We start from the raw sequence: 18,049 nt of genomic DNA, 5'->3' as shown, positions 1-18,049 counted from the left end.
GGTCCTCGCTGTGGGGGGTCCGCGCTGACTGGCGGACCGTCAGAGCATGTGGAGGCGACGGTAGATCGCCGCCGAGCGGCGGGTGAGCAGCCCGGTCTCGGCGAGGAACGCCATCAGGTGGCGGGAGCTGGTGCGCAGCATCGCCTTGCGGTGCTCGTTCGCCTTCACCTCGTCGAGCGCCCGCCCGACGTCGAGCCCGGCGGCCTTGTACACGCCCGGGTGGACCATGCTGGAGACGATCACGTACGCGCAGACCGCGATGCCGAAGGCCGCGTTGGCGCGGCGGGCCGGGCCCGCGTGGCGCATCCGCTCGCGGATCTCCTGCCGGGCGAACTTCATGTGCCGGGACTCCTCGACCACGTGGATCCGGGAGGTGCCGCGGACGATCTCCAGGACGTCCTCGCCGCGCATCCAGTCGCGCTGCATGACGTCGAGCACTTCCTCGGCCACCAGGATGCCGCCGTAGGCGAGTTCGCCCTTCGCGAGCGACTTGAAGGCCCGGCCCGCCTGGGCGATCAGCTTGTGCGGCCGGTACGCGGGGACGCCCATCTTCTCGCAGGCGCGGGCGAACATGATCGAGTGCCGGCACTCGTCGGCGATCTCGGTGAGCGCGAAGCGGAACTCGGCGCTGGCGGGGTTGTTGAGGTACTGGTCGCGCAGCACCATCTGCTGGAGGATCATCTCGAACCAGATGCCGGTGTTCATGATCGAGCAGACCTCGTGCCGGGTGAGGGTCACCCGCTGCTGCTCGGTCATCTCGTCCCACAGCCGGGTGCCGTAGAGGGTGCTCCACTCCGGGTTCAGGCCGTGGTGCTCCGGCGGGAGCGGGGCGTCCCAGTCGATCTCGACCGAGGGGTCGTAGGAGAGGGTCGCGGCCGACTCCAGCAGCCGCTTCGAGACGTCGTCGTCCGCCGTGGTGTGCCGGTGGTCGTGCCGCGCCACCGGGTCGGTGAGAGCCATGGCTGCCTCCAGGTGCCTGCTCCTGCGGGTGCCCGCTCACCCGCTTATTAGACGGAGAGTACAATAAGCGGGTGAGCGCGAGAAGCCCCTGCGCAGCGGGCGACCGGCTAGCTGCCCACCGCTTCGCGCAGCGCCTCCGCCGCCTCGGCCGTCGCCTCCAGGAAGCGGCCGCCGATCCCCAGGTAGTTGGCGTAGCCGTGGATGAGATCCCGGTGCCGGCTCAGCCGCACCGCCACCCCCGCCGCGCGCAACGCCTCCGCGTACGCCTCGCCCTCGTCCCGCAGCGGGTCGAAACCCGCCGTGCCGACGTACGCGGGCGGCAGGCCCGCCAGGTCCCCGGCCAGCAGCGGGGACAGCCGCGGGTCCGTACGGTCGGCCGGCTCGGGGGCGTAGTGGTCGGCGAACCAGTCCATCTGCGCACTCGTCAGGTAGAAGCCCTCCGCGAACAGCTCGCGCGAACGGCGCCGGACGGAGGCGTCCGCCGCCGGGTACAGCAGCAGCTGGAACGCCGGCGCCGGCCCGCCCCGCCGCACCGCCGCCTGCGCCGTCACCGCCGCCAGGTTGCCGCCCGCGCTGTCCCCGCCGACCGCGATCCGCGCCGGGTCCGCGCCCAGCGCGGCCGCCCCGGCGTGCGCGAAGTCGAACGCGGCCAGCGCGTCCTCGGCCGCCGCCGGGAACGGGTGCTCCGGCGCCAGGCGGTACTCCACCGACAGCACCCGCACCCCGGCCCGCCGCGCCAGGTACCGGCAGACCTGGTCATGGCTCGCCCGGCTGCCCACCACCCAGCCGCCCCCGTGCAGGAACACCAGCAGCCCGGAACCGGCCGCCAGCCCGCGCGGCGTGTACAGCGTGGCCGGCAGCTCCCCGTGCGGCTGCGGGATCGCCACCTCCCGGACGGCCACCGGCAGGGTCGGGCCGCCCACCAGGTGCCGGGACAGGTCCATCGCCACCCGCGACGGCCCCACCCCGCCCGGCACCACCAGCGCCGCGCCCGAGAGCCGCTGCAGCCGCAGCATCAACTGCGCGTCCACCGCCAGCGCCTGCCCGTCCCGCACCACCGGCGCCCCGGCCAGCACCCGCCGGACCCCGGCCGGCAGCGCGTACACGGCCCGAAGGGCCCGCGCCTGCACCCGGACGGGGAACGGGACGCCGCGTCGGGCGGTTCGCTGGGTGGTCTGCGGGTCGGTCTGCGGGGTGGTCTGCGGGGTGGTCTGCGGGGTGGTCTGCGGGGTGGCCATCTGCTGCCTCCTGGGAGCGTCGCACAACGGGAGCCCCATGATGCGTCCCCCACCCACCCCCCGAAAGGGGCCCCTCCCCGCGGCACGAGAAGTCGGCCGGGCCGACTTCCCACTCCACCAGCCGCCACCCAGCCGGCCCGGGCGCGCCGGCTTTCTACTCCGCCGCCCGTCGTTGCGCGCGGTCGATCAGGTGGCGGCGTTCGGGGGCGCTCGTGGTGCGGGTGGCGGCGGTGCGGTAGGCCTCGGCGGTGGTGGACGGGTCGGCGCCGGCGAGGTCGAGCAGGTGGGCGCGGACGGCGAGCAGGCGGTGATGGCGGGCCATGCGGCGGTCGGCGGCCAGGGCGTCGACGACCGCCAGTCCGGCTTCCGCGCCCTGCACCATGGCGACCGCGACGGCCCGGTTGAGGGCGACCATCGGGTTGGCGTCGAAGGCGAGCAGCAGGTCGTAGAGCACCAGGATCTGCGGCCAGTCCGTCCGCTCGGCACTCGGCGCCTCGCTGTGCACGGCCGCGATCGCCGCCTGCACCTGGTACGGCCCGACCTGTCCGCCCGACAGTGCCTCGCCGATCAACTCCAGGCCTTCGTCGAGCAGTTCGCTCCGCCACAGCGTGCGGTCCTGCTCGTCGAGGGGGATCAGCGCGCCGCCCGGGCCGGTGCGGGCGGGTCGGCGGGCGTCGGTGAGGAGCATGAGGGCGAGCAGTCCGGTGGTCTCGGCGTCGCCGGGGGTGTGGCGCAGCAGGAGCCGGGTGAGGCGGATCGCCTCGGTGGCGAGTGCGGGCGAGGTCAACTCCTCGCCGTCGCTGGCCGTGTAGCCCTCGTTGAAGATCAGGTACAGCACCTGCCGGACTTCGCCGAGCCGAGCCGCCGTCGCCGTCGCCGTCGCTGCGGCCAGCGGCCCGAACCCGCCCCCGGCCGTCCTGATGCTCTGCTTGGCGCGGCTGATCCGCTGCGCCATGGTGGCTTCGGGGACCAGGAACGCGGCGGCGATCTGGGCGGTGGTGAGCCCGCCGACCGCGCGCAGGGTGAGGGCGATCCGGCTGGGTGCGGACAGGGCCGGGTGGCAGCAGAGGAACAGCAGCGCGAGGGAGTCGTCGGCGGCCCCGTCCGCTCCCGCGTCGGCGGCGGGCGCGAGCAGCGCGGCCTGCGGGGTGGCGAGCGCGAGGGTCTCCTCGCGGCGGCGCCGGGCGGCCTCGCTGCGGACCTGGTCGAGGAGTTTGCGGCCGGCGACCGTGATCAGCCAGCCGCGCGGGTGTTCCGGCAGGCCGTCCTGCGGCCAGCGCAGGGCGGCGGCGAGCAGGGCTTCCTGCACCGCGTCCTCGCAGGTGTCGAACCCGCCGTGGCGGCGTACCAGCACGCCGAGGACCTGCGGCGCGAGTTCGCGCAGCAGGTCCTCGACGGCCGGGTCGGGGAGGTTCACGCGCCGGCCGGGGACTCGTGCAGGACCGGCCACAGTTCCACCGGCTCGACGTCCGCGAACGGCATGTCGGCGGCGATCCGCTGGGCGCGCTCCAGGCTCTCGCAGTCAAGCAGGTAGAAGCTGGCCAGGTACTCCTTGGTCTCCAGGTACGGCCCGTCGGTGACGACCGGCGCGCCGTCGACGCGCCGCACCAGCTGGGCGGCGGCCGCGTCGGCGAGCCCGTAGGCGCCGATGAGCTCGCCGGTCTCCCGGTAGCGGGCGTTGAACGCCTCCTGCTTGGCGATGGCCTCCGGCCAGGCCTCGGCCGGGAAGGACTCCCACGTGGCCTGGTTGCCGTAGATCGCCGCGACGTACTTCACGGTCGTTCTCCTCCTGCGTTCCGCGCGCCCCGCTGGCGTGCCGTCATCCATGGGACGGAGCGGGGGCCGGCGTCTCGACACGAACCGGCGGTTTTCTACCGGGAAATTTCCGGGAGGAGCATCGCCGCAGGTCAGCGCCGCCCCCGGTCCTCGGCGTCGAACGCGGCGAGCGAGCGGGCGCCGGGCCCGAGGGCGCCCCGCAGGGCGGCTTCGGTGGCGTCGTCGAGGCCGCCGAGGGCCTCGGCGAGCTCGGCCGCCGCGTCGGCGGCGATCTCGGCGGCGACGGCGTCCAGCGGGGTGCGCGGCCCGAGTTTGCTGACGGCGGCGGCCGCGCGGGCGGGGGTGAGCAGGGCGCTGGCCCGGGCGAGCAGCCAGCCGGGGACGCCGGCCGCGCCCTGGGGCGGGACGAGGTACGGGCGGGCGCCGTCGTAGCGCTCGTCCTCGGCGAAGGCCCGTTGTTTGACCTTGCGGAGCGGACGGGCGGCGGCACCGGTCGCACCGGCGACACCGGCGGCCTCGGCGGCGCCGGTCTCGCGCCATTCCCCGGCCGGTTTGAGGACGTAGCCCTCGGCGTGGTTGTCCGGCAGTTCGGGCAGTCCGAGCAGGGCCGGGACGCGGCTGGGGTAGGCGACCGGGAGCTGTTGCAGGGTGGTGAGCGGGCCGCGGCCGAGCAGGGGCACGGCGGTGAGTCCGGCGGCGGCCGTGGCGGCGCGCAGGGCGCGGTCGGCGATCCACCAGCGGCCTTCGGGGGTTTCGACGGTGGCGTCGAACGGCAGCCAGTGCAGGCCGGGCGCGTACCAGACGCCGGTCTGCACCGGGTCGACGCCGTCCTCGGCGGGCACGTCGGGGTGCGGGTAGCGGCCGCCGGCGAGTTCGCCGTACACGGTGACCGTCGCGCCGGCCGCGCGGTGGGCCGGGTCGGCGCGCACGGCGGCGGCGAGGCGGGCGGCGGTGACGGCGAGCCGGGGCCAGATCCGGCTGACGCCGAAGAAGCCGTCCAGCCCTTCGTCGCCGAGCAGTTCGCGCCGTTTGGCCGGGCGGACGGCGCCGCCGGGCTCGCACAGGACCGCGAAGTGCGCGCCGTGCACCTTCTCCGCCGCGATCCACTCCCGGCTGCCGGGCGCGTCGGGGCGCCCCTTGGCGGGGACCTTGGGGTACGGCGTCAGCTCGGGGCTCGGCTCGGGGCTCGGCTCGGGGCTCGATCCGGGCGTCGGTTCGGGCGTCGGCCCGGGCGTCGGTCCGGGCGTCGGTTCGGGGCTCTCGTCGGCGGGCACGCCCTCGATCCTCGCCGGGTCACCCGCCCCCGGGCAACGGGGATTCCGCGGGCACCGGCGGCGTCGGACCGGGCGTCACGCCGCGCGGGCCTCCCGGCGGTAGCCGCCGGGGGCCTGCCCGAACTCCCGCTTGAACGCCTTCGCGAAGGCGTACTCCGAGCCGTACCCGGCCTGGGTGGCGACGGCCGTGAGCGGCGCCTCGGACTCGCGCAGCAGGCGGGCGGCGGTGGTCATCCGCCAGCGGGTCAGGTACGCCATCGGCGGCTCGCCGACCAGCGAGGTGAACCGGCGGGCGAAGGCGGCCCGGGACAGGCCCGCCCGGTCCGCGAGCGACTCCACCGTCCACGGGGTGGCCGGCGCCTCGTGGATCGCCGCCAGGGCGGGGGCGACGCCCGCGTCCCGGATCGCCGCCGCCCAGCCCGCGGCGGTGGCCGCGGGCTGGTCCTCGAACCAGGCCCGCAGGATGTACAGCAGCAGCGAGTCGATCAGCGCCGGCACGATCCCGGCCGAGCCGATCCGCGGGTTCTCCAGCTCCGCACCCAACAGCTGGACGGCGGAGGCGAGTTCGGGGTGACGACCGTGCCGGGTCGGCAGGTGGATCAGGGCCGGCAGCTGGCGGACCATCGGGTGCGGGCGGCCCTGGTCGAGGTGGTAGCTGCCGCACAGCAGGCTGGTCCGGGCGCCGTCGCCGCCGAGCGAGACGGTGCCGATCGGCGTGCTGCGGTCGAACCGGCAGGCGTTCGCGTCGACCGCCGGGGTGTCCGGACGGTCGGCCAGGACGTGGCCGCGGCCGTCCCGCAGGAACAGCACGTCGCCGGGGCTGAGCGGGACCGGCTCGCCGCCGGCGGCCCGGTCCGCCGGGACCAGCCAGCAGGTGCCGTACAGCACCACGTGGAAGACGGCCCCGACCACCGGGGGCAGGCGCAGGCCCCAGGGCGCCCGGCCCTCGGTGCGCACGGACGCCGGGTGTGCCGTCCGCATGGAGCCCAGTGCCTCGGTCAGGATGTCCAACGTCCGCCCCCTGCGATCCGTCCGTTCCGGTCACTCAACGGTCAGTACGACCTTGCCCTGGACGCTACCGGAGCCGACCAGTTCGTGCGCCCGGCCGGCCTCGGCGAGCGGGAAGGTCGCCGCGATGTGCGGGCGGATCCGGCCGGCGTCCACCAGGGCGGCGATCGCCTCCAGCGAGGCGTAGTCGGGTTCGACGGAGACGCCGGCGAACCGGCGCCCGGCGGCCTCGATCGCGGCGGCCAGCTCCTGGTTCCAGTGCTCCATGATGCTGACCAGGGTCCCGCCCGGCTTCAGCACCTCCAGGGCCCGGGTGTTCTCGGAGGAGGAGTCGAAGACGACGTCGACGTCCCGCACCGCGCCGGTGTAGTCGGTGGTCCGGTAGTCGATCACCTCGTCCGCGCCGAGCTCCTTGAGGAAGCCGTGCTTGGGCTCGCCGGCCAGCGCGATCACGTACGCGCCACGGGCCTTGGCGATCTGCACGGCGAAGTGGCCGACGCCGCCGGCGGCCCGGTGGATCAGCACCCGCTGCCCTTCGCCGATCCCGGCCAGGTCGACCAGGCCCTGCCAGGCGGTCAACGCGGCCAGCGGCAGCGCGGCGGCCTGGACGTGGTCCAGGGAGGCGGGCTTGCGGGCCAGTTGGCGCGAGGGCGCGGCGACGTACTCGGCGTAGCCGCCGGCGGCGCGCGGGAAGAACGGCATCCCGTAGACCTCCTCGCCCACCCGGTAGCGGGCCCCCGGCCCGGCCTCCTCGACCACGCCGGAGACGTCCCAGCCGATCGTGAACGGCGGCTCGCCCAGCAGCGGGAACGCCCCCGACCGCACCGCCAGGTCGACCGGGTTCACCCCGGCGGCCTCGACCCGCACCAGCACCTCGCCGCTGCGCAGCGTCGGCCGCTCGGTCTCGACCAGCTGCAGCACCTCGGGGCCGCCGAACTCCTTCTGCACCATCGCACGCATCGTGTTCTCCTTCGTCCGGTCAACACCGGCCCCCGGTGGGGCCGTTCTCGATGTCCTCAACGGTAGGGAGATCGGGTGAGCGGATGAATATCCCTCAGTCTTCACCGGATGTCCGATCGTCTCGCCACGGGAGCGGATCGGATGGAGCGGATCGGACCGAGCGGGTCGGACCGGGCGGGTCGGACGCCGGCTACGGAGCGCCCGGCTTCGCCCACAGCGCCGCGAGGTGCGCGTGCAGCAACTCCCCGGCCTCCTCGGCGTCGAGCCGCCCGAGGAGCACGTGCGCGGTGAGGCCGTCCGCGAGGGCGAGCAGCGTGCGGGCCTCGCGGTGCGCACCGGGCGCTCCGGCCTCCGCGAGGAGCCGGACGAGCAGGTCCTCGGACTCCGCGTACCCGGCCCGCAGCAGTTCCGCCAGGCCGGGGTCGACGGCGGCCCGGGCGACGAAGGCGAGCCAGATCCGGGCCTCGGCGCGGTGTTCCGCGCGCAGCAACGCCAGTTCCGTCGTGACGTGGCCGAGCGCGCTGGCGGCGGACTGGGCGGGGCCGGCGAGCAGGCGGGTACGGACCCGCTCGGCGATGCGGTCGCCGATGTGCCGCAGCGCGAACCGCAGCATCTCGTCCTTGGTGCGGAAGCAGCGCTGCACGGCGCCCATCGACACCTCGGCGCGGGCGGCGACGTCGCGCAGGGTGGCCGCTTCGAGGCCGCTTTCGTCGATGAGCCGGCAGACGGCGTCGGCGATGCGCCGGCGCCGTTCCTCGTGGTCCACCTGCTTGGGCATGCCCGGCCTCCTTTATTCGATGCAACTGTATCGGATCCTCGGGTACGGTTCCGTTTCCGATGCACTCGCATCGGAACCGTCGAGGAGGAGGATCCCCATGCCCCTGTGGAAACTGACCGCCGGCGCCCTCGCCGCCGCCGTCCGGGCCGGCGAGGTGTCGGCCGTGGAGGTGCTCGACAGCCACCTCGCCCGCATCGCCGAGGTCAACCCGCAGGTCAACGCCGTCACCCAGCTCCTCGCCGAGCGCGCCCGGGCGGCCGCCGAGGACACCGACCGGCGCCGCGCGGCGGGCGAACCGCTGGGGCCGCTCGCGGGCGTGCCGTTCACCGTCAAGGAGTCCACGCCGATCGAGGGCATGCCGACCACCTTCGGGCTGCGCCGGTTCGCCGCGCTCACCGCCCGGGCCGACGCCGTCCCCGTCGCCCGGCTGCGCGCCGCCGGCGCCGTGCCGATCGGGCACAGCAACATGCCCACCCTGATCCTGGCCGGCATGCACACCCGCAGCGAGCTGTACGGGGACACCCGCAACCCCTGGGACGCCACCCGCACCCCGGGCGGCAGCAGCGGCGGGGACGGCGCCGCCGTCGCCTGCGGCCTGGCCCCGCTCGGGCTCGGCAACGACTCCGGCGGCTCGGTCCGCATCCCGGCCTCGTTCTGCGGCGTGACCGCCCTCAACCCGAGCACCGGCCGGTTCGCCGCCGACCAGCGCGTGATCGGCCCGGACGACCCCGGCATCGCCTCCCAACTCCTCGTCACGGACGGCCCGTTGGCCCGGACGGTCGGCGACCTCCGGCTCGCCTACGACGTGCTGGCCGGGCCCGACCCGCGCGACCCGCGCGCCCTCCCGGTGCCGCTGGACGGCCCGCCGCTCGCCGGCCCGGCGAAGGTCGCCCTGGTCGCCGACCCGGGCGGCCTCGGCACCCACCCGACCGTCCACGCCGCGCTGGCCCGGGCCGCCGACGCCCTGCGCGACGCGGGCCACCAGGTGTGCGAACTCCCGGACGTGCCGCGCTTCGAGGAGGCGCTGGACATCTACCACCGGATCGTCGTCACCGAGTTCGCGCCCACCTGGCCGGCCGTGCGGGAACTGCTCGGCGAAACCGGCAGCCGCTTCATCGAGTTCACCATGCGCAGCGCCCCGCCGACGGACGTGGCCGGGCTGATGAAGCTCACCGGCGCGTGGGCGGGCGTCCGGCGGGCGTGGGGCGAGTTCCTGGACGAGTACCCGCTGCTGCTCGGCCCGGTGTTCACCGAGCCGCCGGTCGAGCCCGGCCTGGAGTCCCGTGACCAGGCGGGGCGGGACCGCGTCGCGGTCGGCCGGCGGCTCTGCTCGGTGACCAGCCTGGTCGGCCTGCCGGCCGTCGCCGTCCCGACCGGGATCGACGCGGACGGGCTGCCGGTGGGCGTCCAGCTGGTCGGGCGCCCGTTCCGGGAGGACCTGTGCCTGGCCGCCGCGCAGGCGGTGGAGGACCGGCTCGGCACGTTCACGCCCGTCGACCCGGTCTGACGGCGGGGCGGGCGGGCGGGGCGGCCGGGTGCTTGCCCCTGCCGATCGGCAGGGGCAGGCGGCCGGGCGGGCGCGATCTTTATGCCGATCGGCACATGTGCGAGTGGGGCCGCCGGGGCCAGAGTTGGGGCATCGCGGCGGCGGCCACCGGGGTCGCCGCGGGGAGGGAGACCACCGTGTTCCGCATCGGCACCAGCACTCGTACCATCACCCGCACCACCGCCAGCACCACCGCCCGCAGCGCCCGTACCGCGCGGGCCGCGGCCGCCGCCGCGCTGACCCTGGCGGCGCTGGGCGGCGTCACCCAGGCCTCCGCCGGCACGGCCTCGGCGACACCGGCGACGCCGGTGACCTCGACGACCTCGGCCGCCGCGCCCGCCGCGCCCACCCGGGAGGACGGCCGGCACCCGCGCCCGGCGAGCGTCAGCGGCTCCGCCCGGATCATGTACGCCTTCGCCCCGAAGGACGAGATCCGGTTCACCGTCGACGCCAGGCAGGCCCCGTACACCCACGTCTTCCCGGGCACCCGCCTGGAGCACGGCCTGCCCACCGACGCCGAGGGCACCGTCAAGATCTCCCACCACAGCGCCGAGACGGGCCGGACGTACACCGGCGAGGCCACGGTGGACTGCCTGGCCACCGGCGGCCCGGTCGCCACGCTGACCGCCGTCGTGACCGAGTCGGACGTCCTGACGGTCGGCGACCGGATCGGCCTAAGCATCTACCAGGGCGAGGACGGCGACGGCGAGGTCGGCGACGGCCGCGGCGGCGCCCGCCTCGGCTTCTCCTGGGGCATAGGCGACATGGCCCTGGACGCCGCCGGCAAGCCCTACCAGCCGGTCGTCGGGACGTGCATGGCCCCGGCCCCGTTCGCCCCCGTCCTGCAGGGAGGCTACAAGGTCCACCACGCCGACATCGAGGTCCGCTGACGTCCGATCAGGCCACGCTCCCCGCATCACCCGTACTACGTGGCACGTAGCTCGTGACGCGTAGTATGGTGCGGAGTCAGACCGAAGGGAGCGCCACGGCATGCAAGCCAACGACGCCCAGACACTGGTGCTCTGCGCACTCGCGGACGGGCCGCTGCACGGGTACGCCATCAACACCGCGATCGAGGAGCTGACCGGCGAACGCCTCGGCCCAGGCAGCCTGTACGGGGCACTGACCAGGCTGGAGTCCAAGCAGCTCATCGAACCGCTCGACGGGCAGGGCCGCCAACGCCCGGTGCGGCTCACACCGCAGGGCCGGGAGGTGCTGGAGCGCGAACTGCGCACCATGGCCCGGGTGGCGGACGCCGGGCTGCGGCGGCTGGGGGTGAATCCGGCGTGAGCGTCATCGCCCGGAGCCTGGTGCGCCTCTACCCGGACGCCTTCCGGGAGCGCTGGGGCGCCATGGTGGAGGACGAGGCCCGGGGCGCGGGCTGGAAGTCATGGCCGAACCTGCTCGCGGGCATCGCCGACATGTGGCTGCACCCGGCGTTATGGCCGGCCGACTCCCCCGCCCAGCGGCAACGCCGGGTGGCCACCATGGGCATCACGGTCGCGCTCGCCGCCTGGTTCCTCAACCACCTGGCCGCCGAGCAGGCCGACGCGCTGCCGTCCACGGCCGCCGACGCCCGTACCGCGATCACCCACGGCAGCACGCTCCTGCTGCTGCTCGGCCTCGCCCTGGTCGCGCCCCGGCCCCGGCCGACCGTGGAGGCGGCACTCCTGCTGCTGCGCTGGGCGCTACGCCGGCTCGCCCTGCCCACCGCGGTCGGCACGGCTGTCGTGCTCGTCGTGCACAGCGGCATCGACACCGCGCCACCCACCCTGCGGGTCGCCGTGCTCGCCGGCTGGTGGATCGCGCTCGCGCTCGGCGCGATCCAGATCCCGCGGATCTTCACCGGCGTCGGCGCCGAGGCCGTCGTCCCGCCGCCCACCCGCCGGCTGCGCGCCGGCGTCTGGACGCTGGCCGCCGCCAGCGCGACCGGCGGCGCCGCACTGCTCGGCTCCGCGGTGACGGACGGCCTCCACCCGCTCGCCGCCGCCGTGGGCCTCGGGCTGCTGCTGCTCACGGCCGTCTGCACGGGCACCCTGCGCGACCTGCGCGACCTGCCCCCGGCCGACTGACCGCTGCGCCGCACACCCCGGCCGCACACCCCGGCCGTACGCCCCCGACCGGCCGGCCGACGTGCCCACCCGCGCACACCGCCCGCCCACGGCCCACCTCACCCGACACCAACCACCGGGACGGCACCCTCATGCCCGATCCGCTCCGCACCCTCTACACCCGCCGCCTGCGCCGCCAGGTCGCGGCCGGTCCGCTGCCCCGGCACGTCGGGCTGATCATGGACGGCAACCGCCGCTGGGCCCGGCAGATGGGCCTGGCCAGCCCCAGCCTCGGCCACCGTGTCGGCGCCGAGCACGTCGAGGAGGTCCTCTCCTGGTGCGAGGCACTCGGCATCCGCCACGTCACCGTGTTCGTCTGCTCCACCGAGAACCTCCAGCGCCGCGGTGACGCCGAAGTCGCCTTCCTCATGCGGGTGATCGAGCAGGTGGTGACCGACCGGCTCGCCCGGCCGGACCCGGCCTGGCAGGTCCACCTGGCCGGCCTGCTCGACGCCCTGCCGGACAGCACCGCCCACGCCCTCAAGGAAGCCGTCGAGGCCACCCGCGACTGCACCACCGGTGCCCACGTCACCCTCGCGGTCGGCTACGGCGGCCGCCAGGAGGTCGTCGACGCCCTGCGCGACCTGATGTACGCCCGCGCCGGGGCCGGCGCCTCGCTCACCGAGGTCGCCGACACCCTGACCGTCGACGACATCGGGCCCCACCTCTACACCGCCGGGCGCCCCGACCCCGACCTGGTGATCCGCACCAGCGGCGAGCAGCGCCTGTCCAACTTCCTGCTCTGGCAGAGCGCCTACTCCGAGCTCTACTTCTGCGAGGCCTACTGGCCGGCCTTCCGCGAGATCGACTTCCTCCGCGCGATCCGCAGCTTCGCCGCCCGCCAGCGCCGCTACGGCAGCTGACGCGGCATCACCCGGACCGTTGCAGGGCTGTTTCACGGCGAGTGGCGCGGACCACAGCAGCCCCGATCGGTTCGTGATCGACTCGTCCGATGCGCCAGTTCGCCAAGCCCGCCCGCCCGCTCGCGTCCGCCGTCGCCTCCGCCGTCGCCTCCGCCGCCGTCTCCGCCACCGCCTCGGCCACCGCCGTCGCGGCAGCTGCCGCCCTGCTCGCGGGCTGCGGGTCCGCCGGAGCTTCGGGCGGAGGTTCGGGCGGAGCTTCGACCCCGGGCGCCCGCAACCGTGCGGAGTGCGCGGCGAAGCCGTCCGAACTCGCCCAGGGCGGGGTGCGGGTCACGGTCGACCCGGTCTGCGGGGACTACGAGGTCACCAACCAGGGCGGCGAACCGGCCGACGTCACCGTGACGTTCGACCGGCCCGCGCTGACCGGCGGCGGCCTGGAGCCCGTGCCGAAGACCGCGACCGCCCTCGCCCCGGGCGCCACCGCGCGGGGCCGGATCGACCCGGCCGACCCCCGGGCGTCTGCCCGGCCGGGGGCGGGCCGCCAGGTGACGATCCTCCGGGTCCGCAGCGTCCCCACCGCCGAGGCCCCGCAGCCCGGCGGTCCCTGCCCGCCCTCCGGCGTCCGGCTCTACGCCGACCAGGGCGACGCCGCGATGGGCCTGCGCGTGGTCGGCCTCACCCTGCGCAACTGCGGCACGTCCCCGGTGGCCCTCGACGGCTACCCGACCCTCCAGCTCCTCGACCAGGAGCACCGCCCGGTCGACGGCATCCGCCTCCTCTCCGGCGGCGCCGAGATCGCCACCGGCACCGGCGCGGACGCCCCGCCGCAGAAGTTCACCCTCCGCCCCGGCGAGGGCGCCCACTCCGCCCTGGTCTGGCGCAACACGACCGAGTCCGGCGACCCGGTCAACGTCCCGTACGTCCGGGTCCGCGCCACCCCGAACGCCGCCCCCGTCACGGTCACCCCCGAACTCGACCTCGGCACCACCGGCCGCCTCGGCATCGGCGCCTGGGTGAAGGACCCGGCCGGCTAGCCCCCCCGGGCGGGGAGTTGCCCCTGTCCCAGGGGCAGGGAGCACAGTGGCGGCATGCCAGACGCACAGGACGCACAAGACGTGGACGACAGGCCGGCCGTGCACGACGAACTGATCGCCATCGGGGAGCTCGCCGCCCGGACCAGGCTCAGCCTGAAGGCCCTGCGGCTCTACGGGAGCAGGGGGCTGCTGCCGCCGGCGCTCGTGGAACCGCGCAGCGGTGTCCGCCGTTACGGGCCCGAGCAGGTCGAGCGGGCCCGCCGGATCGGGCTGCTGCGGGCCACCGGGATGCCGCTGGCGCGGATCGCCGCGGTGCTCGACGCGGGCGGCCGCGAGGAGTCGGTGGGCGCGCTGCACGCGTACTGGCGGGAGCGGGAGGCCGAGCACGCGGCCCGCCGGGACGCGGTGGGCTACGCGCGGGAGGTCCTGGCGGGCGGGAGCCCGGCCGGGTACGGGGTCGCCGAGCGCGAGGTGCCCGAGCAGAAGGTCCTGTTCGCCCGCCGGCACGTGACCGCCGCCGAACTGCCGGGTTTCCTCGCGGAGTCGAGCCAGTTGCTGTTCGCCCACCTGCGGGAGGCGGGGGCGTGCCTGTCCGGGCCGCTGTTCGCGGTCTACCACGGCCTGGTGAGCGAGGACTCGGACGGCCTGGTCGAGGTCTGCGCTCCGACCGCCAACGCGGTGGAGCCGTCCGGCCGGATCGGGGTCCGGATCGAGCCGGCGCACCGGGAGGCGTACACCGCCGTGACGAAGGGGCAGGGCGGCTACCCGGCGATGGCCGCCGCCCACGACGCGGTCGGCGCCTGGCTCGCCGCGCGCGGCCACACCCGCAGCGCCTCGAACCGCGAGGTGTACTACCCGAACTGGGCGACCGCCGAGGCCGGTGAGCACGTCGCCGACGTCGCCGTCCCGTTCCGCCCCGGTCAGGCCTCCGGGCGCCGCTCGTCGTAGTCGGCGCGGGCGGTGAGGACGGCGGGCATGTGGGTCTCGGCCCAGGTCTTGATGGCCCGCACCAGCGGCAGCAGGTCACGCCCGAGGGGGGTGAGCGCGTAGTCGACGCGGGCGGGCACCCCGGCGGTGACGGCCCGGGTGAGCAGGCCGTCGCGTTCGAGGGTGCGCAGGGTCTGGGTGAGCATCTTCTCGCTGACCCCGGCGAGGCGTCGGCGCAGGTCGCTGTAGCGCTGCGGCCCGTCGGCGAGGGCGTTGACGACCAGGCTGACCCACTTGTCGCCGATCCGGTCGAGGAGTTGGCGGGCCGGGCACTCGGCGAGGTAGGCATCGTAGTCGGCGCGGGCGGCGGCGCGGCGCTGGGCGGCGGTCATGGTGGGCACTGGTTGCTCGACTCCCCTTGCCGTGCGGTACGCACCTCGGAGTGCGTCCTTCCCTGTGGAGAGTAGCTCTCCCTAGGTTGGGTGGCGTTCCCGATTCCGTTTTTTCCGTGGGAAGTTGAGGTGTGTGCGTGATGCGTGCGGTGGTGGTGCGGGAGTTCGGCGGCCCGGCGGCGCTGGAGCTGGTGGAGGTGGCGCGGCCCGAGCCGGGGCCGGGCGAAGTGCGGGTGCGGGTGGAGGCGGCCGGGGTCAACCCGGTGGACGCGGCGACCCGTGCGGGGGTGCTGGCCGGGGCGGGGCTGATGGCGCGCCGGGAGGTGACCGGCATCGGCTGGGAGCTGGCCGGGCTGGTGGACGCGGTCGGACCGGGGGTGACGGGCCTCGCGCCCGGCCGCCGGGTGATCGGTCTGCGCGACCGCCTGGACGTCGACCTCGGCACCTACGCCGACTTCGCCGTGCTGGACGCCGACGCGCTGGCCCTCGCCCCGGACGGCATCCCGCCGCAGGAGGCGGCGACACTGCCGCTCAACGGCCTCACGGCCCTGCAGGCCCTCGACCTGCTCGGCCTGCCGGCGGGCGCCACCGTGCTGGTCACCGGAGCGGCGGGCGCGGTCGGCGGCTTCGCCGTCGAACTGGCCGCCCTGCGCGGCCTGCGCGTGGTCGCCCTGGCCGGGGAGGGGGACGAGGCGCTGGTGCGCGGCTTCGGCGCGGAGTGGTTCGTGCCGCGCGACGTGCCCGATGTGGCGGCCGCCGTACGGGCGTTGGTGCCGAGCGGAGTGGACGGCGCGGTGGACGCGGCGCTGCTCGGCGTCCGGGCCCTGGGCGCGGTGCGCAGCCGCGGGGTGTTCGTCGCGGTGGCGGGCGGCAGCGAGCCGGTGGGGCTGCGCGGCATCCGGGTGGCGAACGTGTGGATCACCGCGGACGGCCCCGCCCTGACCCGCCTGGCCCGGCTCGCCGCGGACGGCCGGCTGTCCCTGCGGGTGGCCGACCGTCTGCCGCTGGCCCGTGCCGCCGAGGCACACGAGCGCCTGGCCACGGGCGGCCTGCGCGGCCGACTGGTCCTGACCCCCTGAGCCCGCGGCACGGAAGGGGGCTCGGGCCGCGTCAGCCGCCCGACCCCGGGACCACCGGGCCGGACTCGTAGGCGATCACCACCGCATGGGTGCGGTTCTGGGCGCCGAGCTTCATCAGCACGTTCCCGACGTGCGTCTTCACCGTCTCCGGGCTCACCCGCAGCGCCTCGGCCGGCAGCAGGGCCAGGACCGCCAGTGGCAGGCCCGCGAACGCGCCGGCGACGGCGAACAGTGCACCCGTGCAGGTGGAGCCGCGCAGCAACGGCCGGATTCCCGTGATCATGATCGCCAGTATGGTCGGGCGGCCCGGCGGCGGCCTCCCCCGATCGAGGGAGCGGTTTCTCCCGTCTTTCCGCGATGCGCGTCCGAGACTCCGGAACCCGTGATCGTTCCCGCCGATTCCCCACGATTCCAACGGAGTTGACTCATGAACGAGCGCACACGGCAGCGCCGACGGGCCTCGTCGTCGGCGGCGGCCACCCTCGCCATCGGCGCCATCCTCGCGGGCACCCTGGCCACCCCCTCCGCCTGGTCGGCGAAGGGCGGGTCGGCCTCGACGAACCGGTCGAGACCTACCTGCCGAACGTCGTCCGCGGCGAGGGGATCGACGGACACCGCATCACCGTCCGCCAACTCCTCCAGCACACCAGCGGCCTTCCCGACTACGAGGGCGACATCGACGACACCACCATCCGGCACCGCTACTTCGAACCCCGCGACCTCCTGGACCTCGCCTTCCGGCACAAGGCCGACGCCACCCCCGGGGCGAAGTTCGGCTACAGCAGCACCAACCGGGCTGGGGCTGATCAGCCGACGGCTGTCCTGCGGCGGCGTCTACTGGGGCCACGGCGGCGACATCCCGGGCTACGAGACCCGGGGCGGAGCCACCGACGACGGCCGCGCCGCCGAGATCACGGTGACCGCCGTCCCGGCCGACCCGGCCGACCCGGCCGTCACGAAGCGCCTCGAAGCCGTCGTGGACACCGCCCTCTGCCACTGAGCCCCGGCGGGGAGCGGGGAAGACCGCCTGTCGCAGTTCTGTACCAGGAACGGCCCGTTCCGCCGCACCGGGCGGATCCGGGCTACCTTCTGGCAGGCAACGCGCTGATCAGGGGGATTGCGTGAAGAGATCGATCTGGGCGCGGGCCGCGCTCGGCACCTTGCTGTTCGTCTGCCGGGCGTTCGCCTGCCTCGGGATCGTCGGGGTCCTGCTGTGGTGCGCCGTCCGGGCGCTGTTCGACTGGAACGGCCCGCAGCCGGCGGACGCCGCCGGGTTCGACCTGTACGTCGACGTCGCGCTGGCCTGGGCGGTCGGCATGGCGCTCACCGGCCTCGGCGGCGCGGCCGCCCGGCAGGACCGGGGCAAGCCCGCCTCCCTCGCCTGGCTGGCCTGGTGCGACCTGGGCATGCTGCTCGCGTTCCTGTGGCCGCTGCAGGCACTGGCCGCCGCCGTCGTCTTCGCGGTGAAGGCGCGCGGACGGGCGCCGTGGCTGCGCGGCGGCGCCGCTCTCGCCGGGGCCGCCCTGCTGGCCGCCGGGGCCACGTGGGGCTTCGCCTGCTACCGCGCCGACCAGCGCTGGGCGCCGTCCGACCCCTCCGACCAGGCCCTCGTCGGGACGTGGACCGGAGTCGGCGGCAGGGTGCTGGAGCTGCAGTCGGACGGCCGGTACCGCACCAACTTCATCGGCGAGGACCCGCACCGGATCTGGTACACCCGGCCGCCCGTCTACCTGTCGGGGCACTGGACGCGCACCGGGGCGTCCGAGCACGGCCAGGGGCAGAGCATCGTCCTGAACGGCACCGAGACCATGGACGTGTACGGGGCCTCGTCCCCGAGCATGCTGTGCGAGCCCGAGGAACAGGACCCGTGCCACCTCGCCATGCAACGGAAGTAGCGCTTCGGCGAGCCGCCGGCCCAGCAAGGCCCGGCGCACGGTCACCGTTGGCCCCGCACGAACCCGTGCGGGGCCAACGGTGACCGCATATGACGAAGTGGCCGGTCGATCCGAGGATCGACCGGCCACTAATAATTTGGGGAGGGGGGGGTTGAAAACCCACCCCCCGAAAGGGACAGGAAACAGAAAAAAACCCCACAGACAAAAA

General features: G+C 75.3%; 19 protein-coding genes and 1 pseudogene. 10 read left to right on the top strand and 10 right to left on the bottom strand.

Annotated elements, in window-relative coordinates:
- Positions 1–39: 39 nt before the first annotated feature.
- The 8 genes from ACPC54_RS31910 to ACPC54_RS31875 form a co-directional block, all read right to left on the bottom strand.
- A complete protein-coding gene (locus ACPC54_RS31910; RefSeq protein WP_498969840.1) occupies positions 40–960 on the bottom strand; it encodes an AurF N-oxygenase family protein in 921 nt (306 codons plus the stop codon).
- 107 nt (positions 961–1,067) lie between these two features.
- A complete protein-coding gene (locus ACPC54_RS31905) occupies positions 1,068–2,198 on the bottom strand; it encodes an alpha/beta hydrolase (RefSeq protein ID WP_498969838.1) in 1,131 nt (376 codons plus the stop codon).
- Between the two features lie 154 nt (positions 2,199–2,352).
- Positions 2,353–3,615, bottom strand: a complete 1,263-nt coding sequence (locus ACPC54_RS31900) for an RNA polymerase sigma factor (protein ID WP_498969836.1) — start codon at positions 3,613–3,615, stop codon at positions 2,353–2,355.
- Positions 3,612–3,974 (bottom strand): YciI family protein, encoded by a 363-nt coding sequence (locus ACPC54_RS31895; protein WP_498969834.1) that lies wholly within the window; start codon positions 3,972–3,974, stop codon positions 3,612–3,614. The genes ACPC54_RS31900 and ACPC54_RS31895 overlap by 4 nt, the downstream gene beginning before the upstream one ends.
- Positions 3,975–4,105: 131 nt before the next feature.
- Positions 4,106–5,248: an RNA ligase family protein gene (locus ACPC54_RS31890; RefSeq protein ID WP_498969832.1), complete on the bottom strand. Its 1,143-nt coding sequence runs from the start codon at positions 5,246–5,248 to the stop codon at positions 4,106–4,108.
- A 75-nt stretch (positions 5,249–5,323) separates the two neighbouring features.
- Positions 5,324–6,259 carry an AraC family transcriptional regulator gene (locus ACPC54_RS31885; protein WP_498969831.1) on the bottom strand — a complete coding sequence of 312 codons (936 nt, stop codon included), beginning with the start codon at positions 6,257–6,259 and terminating at the stop codon, positions 5,324–5,326.
- 30 nt (positions 6,260–6,289) lie between these two features.
- Positions 6,290–7,216 (bottom strand): NADP-dependent oxidoreductase, encoded by a 927-nt coding sequence (locus tag ACPC54_RS31880; protein WP_498969829.1) that lies wholly within the window; start codon positions 7,214–7,216, stop codon positions 6,290–6,292.
- A 190-nt stretch (positions 7,217–7,406) separates the two neighbouring features.
- A complete protein-coding gene (locus ACPC54_RS31875) occupies positions 7,407–7,994 on the bottom strand; it encodes a TetR/AcrR family transcriptional regulator (protein WP_498969828.1) in 588 nt (195 codons plus the stop codon).
- A gap of 97 nt (positions 7,995–8,091) precedes the next feature.
- On the opposite strand from ACPC54_RS31875, the gene ACPC54_RS31870 reads away from it, so the two are divergent.
- From ACPC54_RS31870 to ACPC54_RS31840, 7 genes are all read left to right on the top strand, one after another.
- The gene (locus ACPC54_RS31870) at positions 8,092–9,501 is read left to right on the top strand and encodes an amidase (protein WP_498969826.1); all 1,410 of its coding nucleotides are present in this window, start codon (positions 8,092–8,094) and stop codon (positions 9,499–9,501) included.
- A gap of 95 nt (positions 9,502–9,596) precedes the next feature.
- Positions 9,597–10,430 (top strand): hypothetical protein, encoded by an 834-nt coding sequence (locus ACPC54_RS31865; RefSeq protein ID WP_498969824.1) that lies wholly within the window; start codon positions 9,597–9,599, stop codon positions 10,428–10,430.
- A 100-nt stretch (positions 10,431–10,530) separates the two neighbouring features.
- On the top strand, positions 10,531–10,830 hold the full coding sequence (locus ACPC54_RS31860; RefSeq protein WP_033330549.1) for a PadR family transcriptional regulator: 300 nt from the start codon (positions 10,531–10,533) through the stop codon (positions 10,828–10,830).
- Positions 10,827–11,612, top strand: coding sequence for a hypothetical protein (locus ACPC54_RS31855; protein WP_498969822.1), 786 nt, complete (start codon positions 10,827–10,829; stop codon positions 11,610–11,612). The genes ACPC54_RS31860 and ACPC54_RS31855 overlap by 4 nt, the downstream gene beginning before the upstream one ends.
- Before the next feature lie 131 nt (positions 11,613–11,743).
- The gene (uppS, locus tag ACPC54_RS31850; RefSeq protein ID WP_498969821.1) at positions 11,744–12,514 is read left to right on the top strand and encodes a polyprenyl diphosphate synthase; all 771 of its coding nucleotides are present in this window, start codon (positions 11,744–11,746) and stop codon (positions 12,512–12,514) included.
- Between the two features lie 89 nt (positions 12,515–12,603).
- Positions 12,604–13,548 carry a DUF4232 domain-containing protein gene (locus ACPC54_RS31845; protein ID WP_498969819.1) on the top strand — a complete coding sequence of 315 codons (945 nt, stop codon included), beginning with the start codon at positions 12,604–12,606 and terminating at the stop codon, positions 13,546–13,548.
- A 54-nt stretch (positions 13,549–13,602) separates the two neighbouring features.
- Positions 13,603–14,496: a MerR family transcriptional regulator gene (locus ACPC54_RS31840; RefSeq protein ID WP_498969817.1), complete on the top strand. Its 894-nt coding sequence runs from the start codon at positions 13,603–13,605 to the stop codon at positions 14,494–14,496.
- Here the strand turns inward: ACPC54_RS31840 and ACPC54_RS31835 are convergent.
- Positions 14,469–14,876: a winged helix-turn-helix transcriptional regulator gene (locus tag ACPC54_RS31835; RefSeq protein WP_498969815.1), complete on the bottom strand. Its 408-nt coding sequence runs from the start codon at positions 14,874–14,876 to the stop codon at positions 14,469–14,471. The genes ACPC54_RS31840 and ACPC54_RS31835 overlap by 28 nt on opposite strands.
- 131 nt (positions 14,877–15,007) lie before the next feature.
- Here ACPC54_RS31835 and ACPC54_RS31830 point away from each other — a divergent pair, with 131 nt between their 5' ends.
- Positions 15,008–15,946, top strand: coding sequence for an NADP-dependent oxidoreductase (locus tag ACPC54_RS31830; RefSeq protein ID WP_498969814.1), 939 nt, complete (start codon positions 15,008–15,010; stop codon positions 15,944–15,946).
- Between the two features lie 31 nt (positions 15,947–15,977).
- Here ACPC54_RS31830 and ACPC54_RS31825 read toward each other — a convergent pair.
- Positions 15,978–16,118: pseudogene (locus ACPC54_RS31825) on the bottom strand (response regulator transcription factor); the annotation flags it as partial.
- 185 nt (positions 16,119–16,303) lie between these two features.
- On the opposite strand from ACPC54_RS31825, the gene ACPC54_RS31820 reads away from it, so the two are divergent.
- Positions 16,304–17,071, top strand: coding sequence for a serine hydrolase domain-containing protein (locus ACPC54_RS31820; RefSeq protein WP_498969812.1), 768 nt, complete (start codon positions 16,304–16,306; stop codon positions 17,069–17,071).
- A complete protein-coding gene (locus tag ACPC54_RS31815) occupies positions 17,068–17,841 on the top strand; it encodes a hypothetical protein (protein ID WP_498969811.1) in 774 nt (257 codons plus the stop codon). Before ACPC54_RS31820 ends, ACPC54_RS31815 begins: the two co-directional genes overlap by 4 nt.
- Positions 17,842–18,049: the final 208 nt, after the last annotated feature.

Source organism: Kitasatospora sp. NPDC094028, assembly GCF_049543595.1.
GTDB lineage: Bacteria > Actinomycetota > Actinomycetes > Streptomycetales > Streptomycetaceae > Kitasatospora.
Note: the sequence above shows the minus strand (reverse complement) of the source record. Positions and strands in the feature narration are given on the sequence as shown.